The sequence below is a fragment of the Planctomycetota bacterium genome (genome assembly GCA_016872555.1).
Classification (GTDB): Bacteria; Planctomycetota; Planctomycetia; order Pirellulales; family UBA1268; genus F1-20-MAGs016.
In genome coordinates this window covers 24219-40626 of the sequence record VGZO01000007.1, presented here as the reverse complement: position 1 = coordinate 40626, position 16408 = coordinate 24219, and the positions used below count along the sequence as shown (strand labels likewise).

At 66.6% G+C, this 16408-nt stretch carries 9 protein-coding genes; 3 read left to right on the top strand and 6 right to left on the bottom strand.

The features are described from left to right. The first annotated feature begins 118 nt into the window (after positions 1 to 118). The 3 genes from FJ309_03790 (at position 119) to FJ309_03780 (ending at position 3848) form a co-directional block, all read left to right on the top strand. Positions 119 to 406, top strand: a complete 288-nt coding sequence (locus tag FJ309_03790; GenBank protein ID MBM3953731.1) for a DNA-directed RNA polymerase subunit alpha — start codon at positions 119 to 121, stop codon at positions 404 to 406. 340 nt (positions 407 to 746) lie between these two features. Continuing rightward, a complete protein-coding gene (locus FJ309_03785; protein ID MBM3953730.1) occupies positions 747 to 1958 on the top strand; it encodes a hypothetical protein in 1212 nt (403 codons plus the stop codon). 72 nt (positions 1959 to 2030) lie between these two features. Next, positions 2031 to 3848, top strand: coding sequence for a PHP domain-containing protein (locus FJ309_03780; protein MBM3953729.1), 1818 nt, complete (start codon positions 2031 to 2033; stop codon positions 3846 to 3848). Positions 3849 to 3892: 44 nt separating this feature from the next. On the opposite strand, the gene FJ309_03775 is transcribed toward FJ309_03780, so the two are convergent. The 6 genes from FJ309_03775 to FJ309_03750 all read right to left on the bottom strand — a co-directional run bounded on the left by FJ309_03775 (position 3893) and on the right by FJ309_03750 (position 16241). Then, positions 3893 to 4822 carry a formylglycine-generating enzyme family protein gene (locus FJ309_03775; GenBank protein ID MBM3953728.1) on the bottom strand — a complete coding sequence of 310 codons (930 nt, stop codon included), beginning with the start codon at positions 4820 to 4822 and terminating at the stop codon, positions 3893 to 3895. A gap of 254 nt (positions 4823 to 5076) precedes the next feature. Then, positions 5077 to 5994 (bottom strand): CHAD domain-containing protein, encoded by a 918-nt coding sequence (locus tag FJ309_03770; GenBank protein ID MBM3953727.1) that lies wholly within the window; start codon positions 5992 to 5994, stop codon positions 5077 to 5079. A gap of 120 nt (positions 5995 to 6114) precedes the next feature. After that, on the bottom strand, positions 6115 to 7008 hold the full coding sequence (locus tag FJ309_03765; GenBank protein ID MBM3953726.1) for a hypothetical protein: 894 nt from the start codon (positions 7006 to 7008) through the stop codon (positions 6115 to 6117). 236 nt (positions 7009 to 7244) lie between these two features. Further along, positions 7245 to 11552 carry a DNA-directed RNA polymerase subunit beta' gene (gene rpoC / locus FJ309_03760; protein MBM3953725.1) on the bottom strand — a complete coding sequence of 1436 codons (4308 nt, stop codon included), beginning with the start codon at positions 11550 to 11552 and terminating at the stop codon, positions 7245 to 7247. 72 nt (positions 11553 to 11624) lie between these two features. Beyond that, the gene (gene rpoB, locus FJ309_03755) at positions 11625 to 15377 is read right to left on the bottom strand and encodes a DNA-directed RNA polymerase subunit beta (GenBank protein ID MBM3953724.1); all 3753 of its coding nucleotides are present in this window, start codon (positions 15375 to 15377) and stop codon (positions 11625 to 11627) included. 435 nt (positions 15378 to 15812) lie between these two features. Next, positions 15813 to 16241, bottom strand: a complete 429-nt coding sequence (locus FJ309_03750; GenBank protein ID MBM3953723.1) for a 50S ribosomal protein L7/L12 — start codon at positions 16239 to 16241, stop codon at positions 15813 to 15815. Between the last annotated feature and the right edge of the window lie 167 nt (positions 16242 to 16408).

The window sequence follows — 16408 nt, the reverse complement described above, 5'->3', positions numbered from 1 at the left end:
CGTGGCGGGATGGATCGGTGACGCAGTGCTGATCGAAGCCGATCGACACGGCGAAACGGTTCGTGGCTGCCACCGCCGGATACACGGGCGACGCTGTCGGGCGCACGGGAGGGAACCCATGCCGCGCATTCCATTCACGAATCTCACTCGTTCCAACGCGATGGCGGAGCGATTGGAGATGAGCACGGCGGAGATCGGTCTGTCGGTGAGGACGACCAACTGCCTCGAAGAGCGAGGCATCTTCACGGTCCAGGATCTGTTGCAGTGCACGCGTGCGGACCTGCTGTCGATCGCCAATTTCGGCGAGAAGACGCTGGAAGAGGTCTACCGCTCGCTCGAGCGGATCGGATTCGCACGCGAGGCCGGTGCCGCGGCGCTTGCCCCCGGCGATCCGCCGCCGGCGTGAGCGGCCCGGCCGATCCGCTGTGCGGGCGCTCGGGATTTCCGGCGGATGGCCACGCAGACTCGCGCCTCCGGGGCAGACCTGTGGGCCGTGTGGTCGTGATTCGACGCGGAAAACCCGCGCTTGCCCCTGGATCAGACGGCTCGCCATGACCGGCTCCGGGACGTGCCGTCGGGCACGTCGTGCCGGTCGTGCCGGTCGCGCGGGTCGTGCCGTGGTGAAAAAAGAAACTGGGCTTCCAGCGAATCACTTTTCGCCGCGATCGACCGGGAAACCAACCTAGGCTCTTGGAGATGCGTGATCCTGGACCACCGTCCATGGGTCGCCTCACGAGGAGCCTTCGATGAACGCCCGACGTTTCGCTGGTGCGCTGGCAGTGGGGATCGTGGTCTGGTCGACAGAGGCCCCGACCGCGCTCGCCCAGTGCTGCCTCAACGACTTGTTCGCCGGGTGTGCGAGTTGCTTCCGCCGGGCTCCGGTCGCGTACGCGGTCGCCCCGGTCGCCCCGGTCGCGGCTCCCGCGATGATGGCGCCCCAGCCTTACGCGGTCGCTCCGGTGCCCGTACCCGCGCCCACTCCGCCGATGATGGTGCCGGTCCAACAGGTCAGCTACGTGCCGGAGACGACGTACCGGACGCAGTACCAGTGCGTTCCCGTGACCACCTACAAGCCGTCGACCGAGATCGATCCCTGCACCGGATGCCCCCGGGAGTGCATGCAGGAGGTCACGCAATACGTCCAACAGGCCGTCAACGTTCCGGTCACCCAATACCGGGCGGTGTATTCGACGAAGTACGTCCAAGTCCAGCCGGGCACGGGCCAACCGATCGGGACCCAACCGATGGTGTCACAGCCGGTGCCGGGAACCGTGCCCTCGTCGACCGTGGTGCCAGGGCCGGCGGGCGCCGCCGTGAGTCCGTTTGCGGCGCCGTTGCAGACCTCGCCGCAAGCTTGGGGATCGGCCGGCGCGGACATCCCCAATCAACTCATTCCCGGACAGTCGAGCATCGCCGCGCCGGCGCTGACTCCCTCCGCGTTGTCTCCCGGCGCCACGGTGCCGGCGGTCCCGCCGCCGACGTTCCAGCCGCAGATCGTGCCGCAGTCGGGAACGTTCGCCGTCCCCCAGGGAGGGGCGCTCATGCCGCAGCCGACGGCGCCTGCGGCACTGACCCCGACCCCGGCACTGCGGCCCATCCCGGAGCTGTCCGGCACCTCCCCCCCGGTGGGAACGACCCGTGATGCCGGCAAACCCCCCGTTCCGGTGACGCCATCCAGCCCTGTCCCATCGACGCTGCCATCGACGCCGGCCCCAACTGCTCCCGGAGTGGGCGGCAACGGGGCAGGAGGTGGTGTCGGAACCGGGGCCACGATGCCGATTCTGCAGGGCACGGGCCCGGCAGCGAACACCGGCGCGTTTCCCCGATTGCTCGAGCCGACCGGCCATACGACTTCGCTGTCCCCTGCCACGCCCGTCGGCGGGCTCCCCGACGCCGCCGTTTCCTACCCACGGACCGCGCTCCCCGCCCGGCTCGCCCGCGGCCTCCCGCAGCCGTGATTCGGAGGTCCCGGCAAGGGTTCCAGGTAGGCTGAAGGGGCCGTCCCCCCGGGTGATCCACGACGTCGTCCGATGCATGGTCTCGCCCTCTCCCGGCGGGCCAGGCCGGGGGCGGCGTCCTCTGAGATTGCCAAAGCCGTGACCAACGAAGCGATCGTAGCGGCGCTCGAAGAGATCGCGCTGCTGCTGGAGTACGTCGGAGACAACCCTTTCCGCTGCCGCGCGTACCGCGCGGCAGCCGAGACGGTTTTGGGGCTCGGTGAGGAGATCGCGTCGGCACGTCGCTCGGGACGTGACCCCCTCGCCGGACTCCCCGGCATCGGCACCGACTTGGCGGACAAGATCGGCACCCTCGCCGATGCCGGTCGCCTGCCCCTCCTCGACGAGCTGCGCTCGCGGGTCCCGCCCGTGGCGGTCGCTCTGGTTCGCGTGCCGGGACTCGGTCCGAAGAAGGCGCGGTTGATCGTCGAGGCACTCGGTGTCGGGTCCCTCGAGGAAACCGCCCGGGCCTGTCGCGACGGACGCGTCGCTGCCCTCAAAGGATTCGGTGACAAGACGCAAGCTGCTCTGCTCCGCAGCCTGTCCTTCGCTCTCGATCCGGGCACGAAGCGAGTGCTGTGGCGAGACGCCGAGGCGATCGCAGCCCGGGTGTGCTCGTGGCTCGAGCATTGCCCCGACGTCGTGCGGACGGCGGCGGTGGGGAGCGTTCGGCGTGGACGGGAGACCGTGGGGAACGTCGACCTCCTCGCATCGGGTGAGGCACCCGCCGCCATCCTCGACCGGTTCCTTTCCTGGCCGGAGGTGACGACCCTCGTCGACCGTGGCGCCACGACGGCGCACGTGCGCGGGCCCCGCGACGTGGAGATCCGTCTCACAATCGTCGCCGACGATGCCTTCGCTGCGGCGTCGATCACCCGGACCGGTTCGGCCGAGCACGTGGGTGAGCTCTCCGAGCGCGCCCGCCAGCGCGGTTTTGAATTGGCGACCGATGGTATCCACGCGGTCGGTACGGATGCCGACAGGCGCTGCCCTGCGGCGCACGACGAAGCGGCGATCTACGCGCTGTGCGGCCTGCCGTGGATCCCTCCCGAACTGCGCGAGGGGCCCGGGACCGTCGCGCGGGCGGAGTCGTTCGGCATTCCGCGTCTGGTCACCGTCGGGGACATCCGCGGTGATCTCCACATGCACACCACGGCGTCCGACGGCGAAGCCACGCTGGTCGAAATGGCGCGGGGAGCGATCGCCCGTGGCTTGGAGTACATCGCGATCACCGACCATGGGCCGCGGGTGGCGATGGCCCGGGGGCTCGGTCCGGAACGATTGCTGGCGCAGTGGGAGGAGATCGACGTGCTCAACGCGTCGCTGCGCGATGCCGACCCTTCCGCCACGGTGATTCTCAAGGGGGTCGAGGTCGACATGCTCGAGCAGGGCGGGCTCGACCTTCCCGATGACGTCCTCGCCCGTGCCGACTGGGTCGTCGCGAGCCTCCACTACGGCCAGCAGCAATCACGCGACCGGATCACCGCGCGGATCATCGAGGCGATCGAGAATCCCTGGGTCAGTGTCATCGGCCATCCCACGGGGCGGTTGATCAATCGCCGTCCGGCCTACGACGTCGACATCGAGGCCGTGATCGCCGCGGCGGCGCGGACCGGGACCTTCCTGGAGATCAATGCCAATCCGTGGCGACTCGATCTCGACGACCGTCATGCCGCGGCGGCCCGCGATGCGGGGGTCGGGTTGGTGGTGTCCACCGACGCCCATGCGGTGTCCGGCCTCGACAATCTCCGCTGCGGGATTCTCCAGGCCAGGCGTGCGGGATGCGCGGCCGGCGACGTGGTCAACACGCTCTCCCTCCGCGACCTGCGCGCCCGGATGCGGCGCCCTTGAGCAGTGACCGGGCGGGCATCGTGACCGGCGGTGAACCCGGTTGTTCAGCGCGGTGAAAGAACGCAGCGAAAACCGATGTGATTGCACCCCGACGAGACCTCGGCCTTGCCACGGGTGCCGACGATGTACCGGGAACAGTACTGGTCGGTGCAGAGGAACGACCCGCCACGGAGCACCCGCTTGGCCTGGCCCGGTTCCTGTGGGTCGTGGCTGTCATCGGGACCGGCCGGGTTGACGACGGTGCCGCGGGCCGCGTCGTTCCGGTACGTGTCGGGGCGGTACCAGTCGGCACACCACTCCCAGACGTTACCCGACATGTCGTGGAGACCGTACTCGTTGGCGGGAAACCGACCCACCGGCGCGATCCCGGCGAAGCCGTCCGCCGCGCTGTTGTCGTACGGAAAACGTCCCTGCCAGGTATTGGCCATCCACCGTCCCTCGGGGCGGAAGGCATCACCCCATGGGTACGGCGCGCCGCTCTGGCCGCCACGGGCGGCGAACTCCCACTCCGCCTCGGTCGGCAGGCGCTTGCCCGCCCACCGGGCGTAGGCTTCGGCGTCGGCATAGGCGACGTGCACGACAGGCCGGTCCTCCTCGCCGTCGATGCCGCTGCCCGGGCCGAACGGATGGCGCCAATCTGCCCCTGGAACGTAGTTCCACCACCGGTAATGGGTATCGAGAGGCACCGGTTCGTCCGGGGGCGTGAAGACGATCGACCCAGCGACGAGGTTCTCTGGCGGGGCTCCGGGAAAGTCTTCGGCCCGCGGTGGCTTTTCAGCGACGGTGACATAGCCCGTCGCGGCGGTGAAGGCCGCGAATTGGCTGTTGGTGACCTCGGTCCGATCCATGAAAAACCCGTCGACCTTGACCCGATGGATCGGCCGCGCGTCGTCCATTGCCTCGCGCCCCCCGTCAGGGAGGCCGCGCGGGTCGGCACAGCCCATCGAGAATTCGCCACCCGCAATCCACACCATCCCGGCGATCCGATCGGTCTCGATCGCGGGGGGCGCCAGCGTGGCCGGAGCGGTGGCGGCGAATGCCGCCGACGTCGGGGCCGATGCCACGGCGGGTGGCGTCGTCGTGCGAGCGAGGGGCGGTCGTACCGTCGTGGGGGGGGCGATGGCGCGGCAGACCATCCACAGGGCGACCGCCGCGAGCAGGCCGAAACCGATGGCGACGATGAGTGACGAAGGGGGCGTGCGCTCGACGGTGTGCGTGTTGCGACCATTCATGGCAGGGTGTTTCCGAGGAGCTCGCGGCAATGACGCCGGAACATCCGGCGACGGTCTCGATCCCACCAGGCGGTGAACGCTCGTCGCGCACGCCGTGCCGCCGCCTGTTCGGCGCGGCGGCACTGCCGCCACCCGCGACGCTCGCGCCTGGCGGATGCCGCGCGCTGCAGGTGCCGCATCGTACGGGCAGACGCGGCACGGTCGGTACACGCCCCGAGCCGATCCTGGAGTTCGTGAAGGGAGTCTCGACTCGCGTTGACAGCCTGGTTCGTCAGGAAGGTGGCGAAGGCGTCGAGGTGATAGCGGAGCTTCTTGCCTGCGATCCGTAAGCCATGGATCTCGGCTTCGCCGCGGCACCGTCGCCGCCCGGCCCGGCGAAAACGGTCGATCACCCTCTCGAGCCGTCCCCGGACGCGGTGCTGCCAGTGGCGCTGCACGTCGATGTGGCCGAGGGACGCGCACAGCCGGCCGACGCGCTCCTCCCATCCGCCGGCTCCGGTCAGCACCGCCAACCGACGCAGCGGGAGCTCGGCGGCACGGCGCGACGCGACGAGGATCGCCAGGAGGCGACGGCCGCACCGGGAGCCGGCCAAGCTTGGATCCCTGCCGATCCGGGCAGCGACGCTGTCGAAATCGCGCACCCGGGCGGCGACACGGTGGAGAATACGCAGTCGCTTCTTGAACCACCGGCGCGGACGACCCGGAAGCACGTCGCGGAGAAGGCTCATGTGGGCGAGCGACCGGCGTGCAGCCACCCGCAGGTCGTGGATTCGGTCGGGATCAGTGCGACCACGCTCGATGTCGGCGCGCAGCTCGGCGATCGACCGTAGCCCCTGCTCGAGGATCCGGCGGGCCCCCCCCGGGAATCGTCTCCAGCGGGAGCGAGACGGTGACCCCAGTTCGGTCCCCACCATGATCCGATCCCGGGTCGGACGGCATCGCGCCGCACGGCAGTGCGACTCCAGCTTCCACCGAGGAATCTACCGGACCGGTCAGGCCTCACGCCAGCGGTTGGAATGATCGTCGAGGCAGGCTCATGGCGACCGTGCCACACCCACCGTTCCCAGCCGCTCGGGCTTGACGATGGTCACGTCCGACGCGAACACGGTGCCACCGGCCAGGCACCCGGTGCCGGTCCACAGTCGGCCCTTGATCTCCACAGTGTCCCCGGCCGACGCCAAGTCCAGTTCCGCGCAATCGACGGAGATCCGCAGGCCGGCGGTGAGGGGAATCACGACGCGCCGGATCGACCCGGCGTCGACGCGGAGGATGACGCTATCGGCGGTGATGCGGGTCACGGTGCCGATGATCGTCCCCGGCGTGTCGGGACGGATCGCATCGGAACGGAATCCGACCGGTGGGGTGACGATGTCGACGGTCTCGACGGGGCCGATCGCCTTGCCCTGCCGATCGACCGTGGCACGGCACCGGACCGTCAGGCCGGTGCGGAGCACGGTGGCGTCGGCGTCACCGCGGATCGACAGCCGGGAGACACCGGCCGGGTGCAGGACGGCGACGCGCACGGCGAGGCTGGGATCTTCGACGGTCGGATCGACGAAGGCGATCATGCCGCCACCGATCCGGCCCTGGACCCCGCGCACGACCCCGGTCAGCGTCGTCTCGGGAAGACCGTCGACGGCAAGGCGGTTGTTCTCGACGGGTACCGTGATCGCCTTGTTGGTCCCCCGGCAGGCCCCCAGATTCCACAAACGCTGGTAAGCCTGCTGCAACTCCGCCGACTTGTAGAAGGTTCCCCAGTGGAGGGTGCCGTCGGCCGCCACCGGAGGCTTCGAATCCTGGGAATCGGCATACGGGTTGTAGGGGGCCGACTGGGCCACACCGATCGAGGGCCAAGTGGTCGCCGCGACGAGGACGCCGAACAGAACACGGCTGGCCACGATCGTCGCGAGCGGTGGGGTGCCGTCCACGCCGTGTGATCTTCGGTCGCGCTGGCAACCCGCTGAGAGGCGGCCGGTGTGGATCCGACGCATAAGGAGATGCTCCTGAAGGCAGGCCAACACTACCTTCGGAAACATCGAACCGCCACGGGGACGGTCACGAAAACGGTGCCGCCCGAACAGGCTACCCGACACGTTCGCGACGATCGTGCCACCCGTCACGACCGGCATGATGCCACCGCACTCGCCCGGGCTGGTGACCGTGGTCACCCGCCCCCGTTGTCCGAACCGGGGGGGCTCGCGCCCGGCTCGGTGGCGGGCGGAACTGATTCGAGCAAGGGGAACTGCCTGGTCAGCAGGTCACGATCCACGCGGAGCGACTCGAGTGCCTCGGGCCGGACGCGGACCTCCGACGATTGGAACGTGCTGAACCCCGTTCCAGCCGGGATGAGGTGCCCGAGGATGACGTTTTCCTTGAGACCGACCAGGTTGTCGACCTTGCCGGCCAAAGCCGCCTCGGTGAGGACCTTGGTGGTCTCCTGAAAACTCGCGGCGGAAATGAAACTCGAGCTCTGCACGCTCGCCTTCGTGATTCCGAGAAGCTGCGTGCTCGCCGTCGCCTTCTTCGGCTTCGTCCCCTTCGCGGACGTGCCGCCGAGGGCCTCGATCTGGGCGTTGGCCTGGGAGAGGGCGTCCTTGGGAACGACCGTGCCGACGACGAACTCGCTGTCTCCCCGGTCGGTGATCTTCAGACCGTTCTCGACTCGATCGTTGGCCTGCTTGAACTCGAACTTGTCCATCACGCTGCCGGGCAGCAGGTTGGTATCGCCCACCGTCTCGATCTTCACCTTCCGCAGCATCTGGGAAACGATGATCTCGATGTGCTTGTCGTCGATCTCGACGCGCTGGCTGCGGTAGACGTTTTGGATCTCGCGGACGAGATACTTCTGCACCTCCTCCTCACCGGAAATCCTGAGGATGTCGTGGGGAACCAGCGGGCCGTCGACGAGCGCCTCGCCTGCCTTGACGAAATCCCCGGCGTGGACGCGAAGGTGCTTGCCGTGGGTCACGAGATGCTCGATCTCGCGTCCGCTGTCGTTCTTGACGATGATCGTCCGCTTCCCGCGGCGCTTCTCGCCAAGCAACTCGACCTTGCCGTCGATCTCGGCCATGATCGCCGGATCCTTCGGCTTGCGGGCCTCGAAGATCTCCGTCACCCGCGGCAGGCCACCGGTGATGTCCTGGGTGCCAGACGCTTCGCGGGGCGTCTTGGCGAGGATGTGGCCGGCCTTGACGTTCTCGCCCGGTGAGACCTCGATGTAGGCCTTCTCCGGGAGATAATAGAAGTCGAGGATCTTGCCGCTCTCGTCCTCGAGCACGACCTGGGGGTGGAGCACCCCCTTGTGTTCCATGATCATCCGGCGGATGTGGCCGCTGGGATCCTTCTCGATGCGGACCGTCTCCCCTTCGACGACATCCTCGTAGCGGACCCGCCCGGCGACCTCCGAGAGAATCGGAATCGAGTGCGGGTCCCACTGCACCAGCAGCGTCCCGGCCTTGACCTCCTCGTTCTCCGTCACCTTGAGGATCGCGCCGGCGGGAATGTCGAACTTCTCCAGTTCGGCCCCCTTGGCGTCGACGATCGCGATCTCACCGTTGCGGGCGAGCACGACCTCCTCGCCCTGCTCGTTGGTCACGGTCCGCAGCCTGGTGAAGCGGGCGCGGCCACCACGCTTGGCCTTGCTCTGGTTTTCCTCGAGGGCCCGTTGGCCGACGCCACCGATGTGGAAAGTCCGCATGGTCAGCTGCGTACCAGGCTCGCCGATGCTCTGCGCGGCGATGATTCCGACGGCCATCCCCTCCTCGACCAGGGAACCGGTCGAGAGGTCCATCCCGTAGCACAGCCGGCAGACGCCGAGCGGTGCATCGCACGTGAGCGGACTGCGGACCTGGATCTTCTCCAAACCGAGTTGCTCGATGCTGCGTGCGATCGAAGGCGTGATCAACTCGTCCTCGTTGACCACGATCTCGTCGGTGATCGGGTTGACGATCGGCTCACGGCTGACCCGGCCACGGATGCTGTCGGCGAGGCTGACCTCGACCTTTTCACCACGGTAGATGACCGTCTTCGTGATCCCCTGCGACGTGCCGCAGTCGTGCATGGTGACGACGACGTTCTGCGCGACGTCTGCCAGCTTGCGCGTCAGGTATCCGGAGTCAGCCGTCTTCAGGGCGGTGTCGGCGAGGCCCTTCCGCGCGCCGTGGGTCGAGCTGAAGTACTCGAGCACGGTCAACCCTTCACGGAAGTTCGCCTTGATGGGGGTCTCGATGATCTTGCCCGACGGCTTGGCCATCAGGCCACGCATCCCGGCGAGCTGACGGATCTGTTCGACGCCGCCACGGGCACCGGAGTGGGCCATCAGGTAGATCGGATTGACGTATCCCTGGCGGCGCGCGTCGCTGGCGGTGTCCTTCTCCAGCTCGCTCATCATGTCCTTGGTGATCTGCTCACGGGCGTGGGTCCAGGCGTCGAGCACCTGGTTGTAGCGCTCACCGTCGGTGATCATGCCGCGCTGGTACTGCCGCATGATCTTGAGGACGTTCTTCTCGGCGTCGCCGATGATCCGGGTCTTGCTCATCGGCGTGATCAGGTCGTCGGTGGCGAACGACAGACCGCTCTTCGTGCTCCACTTGAACCCGGTGCGGTTCATGTCGTCGAGCAGGTCGATCGTCTTGCGGCGGCCGAGGGCCTGGTAGCAGTCGGAGATGACGCGGGCCAACTCGCTCGAGCGCATCGGGATGTTGTAGAACAGCATCCCTTCCGGCAGGACCGAATTGAACAGCACGCGGCCCGCCGTGGTCTCGATGATCGCGCCCGGTTCGCCGAGCTTCGGATCGTCGGTCTTGAGGCGGCGGTTGGCGGGGAGACGGACCCTGATCTTGGCGTGGGTGCCGACCTTGCCGAGTGAGTGGGCAAGTTCCACCTCTTCGATGCTCTTGAACACCATCCCTTCCCCCTTGCGGCCGGGGAGAAGCATCGTCAGGTAGTAGCAGCCCATCACCACGTCCTGGGAGGGGCTGATGATCGGCGCCCCGTTGGCAGGGCTGAAAATGTTGTTGGTCGCCAACATCAGCGTGTGGGCTTCGACCTGCGCCTCGATCGACAGCGGCAGATGGACGGCCATCTGGTCACCGTCGAAATCGGCGTTGAAGCCCTTGCAGACCAGCGGATGGAGCTTGATGGCGTTGCCTTCGACGAGGATCGGCTCGAAGGCTTGGATACCCATCCGATGAAGCGTGGGCGCACGGTTGAGCAGCACCGGGTGGTTGCGGATCACCTCCTCGAGGATGTCCCAGACCTCGGTGTCCTTCCGCTCGAGCATCTTCTTGGCGCTCTTGATCGTGTCGGCATGGCCGAGCTCCTTGAGCCGCCGGATGATGAACGGCTGGAACAGCTCCAAGGCGATCTTTTTCGGAAGCCCGCACTGGTGAAGGCGGAGGGTCGGACCGACGACGATCACGCTTCGCGCCGAATAGTCGACGCGTTTGCCGAGCAGATTCTCGCGGAAGCGACCCTGCTTCCCCTTGATCATGTCGGTGAGGCTCTTCAGCGGCCGGTTGCTCGATGCGAGCACGGGGCGCTTGCAGCGGTTGTTGTCGAACAACGCGTCGACTGACTGCTGCAGCATCCGCTTCTCGTTGCGGATGATGACCTCCGGGGCGTTGAGGTCGACGAGTTTTTTGAGCCGGTTGTTGCGGTTGATGATCCGCCGATAGAGGTCGTTGAGATCGCTGGTCGCGAAGTTCCCGCTGTCGAGCATGACCAGCGGCCGGAGATCCGGGGGGATCACCGGGATCACGTCGAGGACCATCCATTCCGGCTTGTTCTCGCTGTCGCGGATGCTTTCCACGATCTTCAGCCGGTTGACGAGGTCCTTCTTTTTCTGCTTCGATCCCGTCGTGTGGAGCTCCTCGCGGAGCTCCTTGGAGAGCGTGACGAGGTCGAGCCCGAGAAGCAGTTTGCGCACGGCCTCGGCGCCCATCTCGGCGTCGAATGCCCCGTCGCCGTAGTCCTCCCGCGCCTTGCGGTACTCCTCCTCGGTGAGGAGCTGCTGCTTCTTCAGCGGCGTGTCCCTGGGATCGAGGACGACGTAATCCTGGAAATAGATGACCTTCTCCAGGCTCGACGTCTTCATGTCGAGAAGGGCGCCGAGGCGGCTCGGCATCGCCTTGAAGAACCAGATGTGGACGACCGGCGCGGCGAGTTCGATGTGACCCATGCGCTTGCGCCGCACGCGGCTGTGGGTGACTTTCACGCCACAGCGATCGCAGATCATGCCCTTGTACTTCATGCCGCGGTACTTGCCGCACGAGCACTCCCAGTCCTTCTCCGGGCCGAAGATCTTCTCGCACATCAGGCCGTCCTTCTCCGGACGGAAGGTGCGGTAGTTGATCGTCTCCGGCTTCTTCACCTCTCCGAACGACCAGCTACGGATGTCGTGCGGTCGGGCGAGGCTGATCTTCACCGCCGAGTAGTCGTTGACGCGATCGTAGGTGGGTTCACCGATGCTCACGAGACTTCTCCTTCGGGACGACGGTGTCCGCCGCTGACCGGGTGCGGCAGCGGGGCTGTGATCGGGACGACGTCAGACGCGACGCTTCTCGAGTGACATGTTCAGGGCCAGGCCGCGAATCTCGTTGGTCAACACGTCGAAGCTCGCCGGGGTGCCGGCCTCGAGGGTGTTCTCCCCCTTGACCATGCTCTCGTAGATCTTCGTCCGACCTTCGACGTCGTCGCTCTTGACCGTGAGCAACTCCTGGAGGATGTACGCCGCTCCATAGGCCTCGAGCGCCCAGACCTCCATCTCGCCGAACCGCTGCCCACCGAAGCGTGCCTTGCCGCCGAGGGGCTGCTGCGTGATCAGGGAGTAGGGGCCGGTGGAGCGGGCGTGAACCTTGTCGTCGACGAGGTGATGGAGCTTGAGCATGTAGATGTAGCCGACCGTCGTCTCCTGCTCGAGCGGTTCGCCCGTGCGACCGTCGAACAGTTGGGCCTTGCCGTGCCGGGGGAGGCTGGCGGCATCGAGCATTTCGTTGATGTCCTGTTCGCTCGCCCCGTCGAACACCGGCGTCACCGCCTGGAACCCGAGCAGCGACGCCGCCCAGCCGAGGTGGGTCTCGAGGATCTGGCCGACGTTCATCCGGCTCGGAACGCCGAGCGGGTTGAGGAGGATCTGGACCGGCGTGCCGTCGGCGAGGAACGGCATGTCCTCCTTGGGCAGGATCTTGGCGATCACACCCTTGTTGCCGTGCCGGCCGGCCATTTTGTCACCGACCGAGATCACCCGTTTGGCGGCGACGTAGACCTTCACCATCTGCAGCACGCCGGGGCGCAGCTCGTCGCCGCGCTTCATGCTGTTGAGACGCCGTTCCCGGGCGTCGATCGCCTCCTCCACGGAGGGCCACAGCGCCTTGTACGACTTCTCGATCTCCACCTTCCGCTGCGGCGAACGGATGTCGAGGTCGTCGAGCTTGAACGCGAGCGCCCGCTCGACCACGACCTTGTGCTCCTGGTCGCGGACCAACGGGCTTCCGTCCGGGGCGGTGAGCGGTCGCTGCAACTGCCTCTCGATCTCGCCGACCAAGGCACCGAACACCTCGGCGATCCGCGCGTTGCCCACGGCTTCGGCGTCCTTGAGCTGCTTTTGGAACTCGCGCCGCTCGTCCTCCGACAGGCTCATCTGCCGGGAGAACTTCTCGGTCGCGATGACGATTCCCTCGACACCCGACGGCACCTCGAGCGAGTCGTTCTTCACGTCCTCGCCGGCGCGGCCGAAGATCGCGTGGAGCAGCTTCTCCTCGGGTGTCAGCTCGGTCTTGCTCTTCGGCGAGACCTTGCCGACGAGAATGTCGCCAGGTCGGACGTAGGTCCCGATGCGGACGATGCCGTTCTCGTCGAGGTTGTGCAGCGCCCGTTCGCCGACGTTGGGGATGTCGCGGGTGAATTCCTCGCGACCGAGTTTCGTGTCGCGGATCTCGATGTCGTACTCCTCGATGTGGATCGAGGTGTAGACGTCGTTCTCCACCAGCTCCTCGCTGATGATGATCGCGTCCTCGAAATTGAAGCCGTCCCAGGCCATGAAGCCGACGAGGACATTGCGGCCCAGCGCCAATTCACCGCGGTAAATCGCGGCACCGTCGGCGAGGACCTCACCCTTGTCGACTTTCTGCCCCAGGTTGACGATCGGCTTTTGGTTTTGGCACGTGCGCTCGTTGAGGCCGACGTACTTCCTCAACCGGTGCGTCTCGACCTGTCCGGAAGCAGCAGTGACCTCGATCCGCTCGGCGTCCACGTAGCTGACCGTTCCCTTGCGCACGGCGCGGATGATGAGCCCCGAGTTGGCAGCCACGTCGCGCTCCATGCCCGTGGCGACGATCGGCGGCTCGGTCACCAGCAGCGGCACCGCCTGCCGCTGCATGTTGGAGCCCATCAGGGCGCGGTTGGCGTCGTCGTGCTCGAGGAACGGGATCAGCCCGGCCGACACGCCGACCATCTGGCTGGGGGCGACGTCGATGTACTGGATGTCGGCGGCCGGTACGAGGACGAAGTCGCCACGGTAGCGGGCGATGATCGAGTCGCCCTCCAGTTTGTTGTCGACCACGAGGGCGTCGGCCGGGGCCAGGTAGGCGTCGTGCTCTTCGTCGGCGCGGAGCCAGACGACGTCGTCGGTGAGCTTGCTCTTGGAGATCTTGCGGTAGGGTGTGACGAGGAAGCCGTAGGAGTCGACCCCCGAATAGATCGCCAAGCTGGAGATCAGGCCGATGTTGGTGCCTTCGGGAGTCTCGATCGGGCAGATCCGCCCGTAGTGCGAGATGTGAACGTCACGAACCTCGAAGCCGGCACGCTTCCGGTTGAGGCCGCCGGGACCGAGTGCCGACAGTCGTCGTTCGTGCGTCAGCATCGACAGCGGGTTGGTCTGGTCGACGACCTGCGAAAGCTCGCCCCGGCCGAAGAAATACTCGATCGCCGCGGAGATACTCTTGGGATTGATGAGCGAACGCGGGGACATCTCCGTGACGTCCTTGAGGCTCATCCGCTCCTGCACGGTGCGGCGCAGTTTGAGGAAACCCTTCCGCAACTCGTCGCTGGCCAACTCGTCGATGGTCCGGAGACGGCGGTTGCCGAGGTGGTCGATGTCGTCCACCTCGCCTTCGCCTTCGCCTTCCGACAGGCGCAGCATGTACTTGATCGCCGCGATCAGATCGTCGGGCCGAAGCGTCATCTCGGTCTCGGCGACCGCCAGACCGAGCTTGCGATTGATGCGAAACCGGCCGACGCGGCCGAGCCGGTAGCGATTGGTGTCCTTGAACTTCTCGTCGAACAGTGCCCGTGCCTTGTCGATCGCCGGCGGGTTGCCGGGACGGAGCCGTTGGTAGATGCGGACGAGGGCGTCTTCGTGACTGGGGGCGACGCCGGTGCGCCGCTTCGACTCTTCGGCATCCTCACGCAGGCTGTTGACGATCAGCGGCAGCTTCTGGTCGTCCATCACCTCCACGCCGGTGAGCCCCGACGTGCAGATCAGTTCCGCCTGATCGTGGGAGATCTTGCACCCCGCCTCGACGATGATCTCGCCGGCGCGCTCGCTGCCTTTGGGATAGACGATGTCGTCGATCGCCACCCGGCCCTCGATCTTGGCGACGCTCCGCGCCCCCGCGACCTTCTCCTTGGTGGTCTTGTAGAACAGCTTGAGGATCTCGGCATCGGCCGAGTACTTCGGGTCCATCGCCCGGAGCAGGGTCAACGCCGAGAACTTCCCGCTTTGGTCGATGCGGACCTGGAGCGTGTCTTTCTTGGAGACGTTGAGCTCGATCCAACTGCCACGCTCGGGGATGATCCGGCAGTTGTACGTCTTCCGGTCGGTCGACTCTGTGTCGGCGACGAAGTCGATTCCCGGCGAGCGGTGAAGCTGGCTCACCACGACGCGCTCGGCGCCGTTGATGATGAACTCGCCGCCGCCGAGCATGATCGGAATGTCGCCGAGGTAGACCTCTTCCTCGATCGGTTGCTCGCGGGTCAGACGCAACCACACGCGCAGCGGCCGGCCGTAGGTCATCCGCAGTTGGCGGCACTCGTCAGGCTCGTACCGGGGCTTGCCGAGCTCGTAGCGGACGTACTCGAGCTTGACGGTCCGGTCATAGCTCTCGATCGGGAAGATCTCCCGGAGCACGCCTTCGATCCCCTCGTCCTTCCGCTTGGCAGCCGGAACGTCGTACTGGAGGAACCGGTCGTAGAAACGCGTCTGGATCTCGGTCAGATCGGGGATGTCGTGCGTCGCCCGACGGCTGCCGAAATGACGGACTTTCTTCGGCTCGAGACGACGGACCGCACGCGTGGCCATGAGCGGATCACTCCCGGGGGACGGACGGGGAAGGATTCACCAACCAGCATGCCACCGTCGGCGACGGTTCCCGGATGCGCCAGGGGTACGCCACGGAAGCCCAGCATGCGGGCGACCGAGGGGAACTTTTGGCGATCCCGGAGAGAAACCGGACGGTGAACAGTGGAGCAACCGAGGCCTGCAACGGACGGTCACCGAACCGTTCACGAAGCCAGCTGGACCGCAGCCGAGCTCTCGCGGTGGGAAGGTGGTCGAACGTGCCGGTTCGGCCGGAAGGGACGAAACGGGGGGGCTGACAGGAAACACGGAGCCGACGGCAGCAAAAATGATACCGTAAGGCAGTCGTGCGTCCAAAATTGAACTTTCAGCGAGTCGCAAAGCCAAACGGACAATCGCTCCGGTTCGTCGCCCGATCGGAAAACCGATCGGCACGAGTCACTTGATCGCAACCTTGGCTTTCGCCTCCTCCAGTTCCTTCTTCAGCTTCTCAGCGTCGGCCTTGGAAATGCCTTCCTTGACCTTTGCGGGGGCTCCCTCGACGAGATCCTTGGCTTCCTTGAGTCCCAAGCCGGTCGCGGCCCGAACCACCTTGATCACGCCGATCTTGCCGTCGGCAGGGAAGCTCTCGAGGATGACGTCGAACTCGGTCTTCTCGGCGGCGGCCTCCGCAGCGCCGGCCCCGCCCGCACCACCGGCCCCCGGTGCCGCCATCATGACCGCGCCGCCCGCGGCGGGCTTGATCCCGTGGACCTCGTCGAGGTAGTCGGACAGTTCCTTCGCGGCCTTCAGCGTGAGAGCGACGATCCGGTCACCGAGCTCCTTGGTTTCCTTGGAGAACTCACGCGTTGCTTCAGCGGTCGACATACCCGGCGATCCTTTCCCTACGAAAAGTCGCGGAGGAGGGCTCCGGCGACGGTGGTGGTTACACGTGATTGGTCGAGGCCGGCGGCCACTCGTCGGCCCCGGCCGTGGTCAGTATGGCTCGCTTGACGCTACTGTTCGGTCTCCCGCCCAGAGCCGTGAAGCGGGAC

Bases quoted from the DNA above. Each gene is read 5' to 3' on its own strand.
- FJ309_03790 (MBM3953731.1), top strand. From the start codon at position 119: ATGCCGCGCATTCCATTCACGAATCTCACTCGTTCCAACGCGATGGCG.
- FJ309_03785 (MBM3953730.1), top strand. From the start codon at position 747: ATGAACGCCCGACGTTTCGCTGGTGCGCTGGCAGTGGGGATCGTGGTC.
- FJ309_03780 (MBM3953729.1), top strand. From the start codon at position 2,031: ATGCATGGTCTCGCCCTCTCCCGGCGGGCCAGGCCGGGGGCGGCGTCC.
- FJ309_03775 (MBM3953728.1), bottom strand. From the start codon at position 4,822: ATGGTGTGGATTGCGGGTGGCGAATTCTCGATGGGCTGTGCCGACCCG.
- FJ309_03770 (MBM3953727.1), bottom strand. From the start codon at position 5,994: ATGGTGGGGACCGAACTGGGGTCACCGTCTCGCTCCCGCTGGAGACGA.
- rpoB (MBM3953724.1), bottom strand. From the start codon at position 15,377: ATGGCCACGCGTGCGGTCCGTCGTCTCGAGCCGAAGAAAGTCCGTCAT.
- FJ309_03750 (MBM3953723.1), bottom strand. From the start codon at position 16,241: ATGTCGACCGCTGAAGCAACGCGTGAGTTCTCCAAGGAAACCAAGGAG.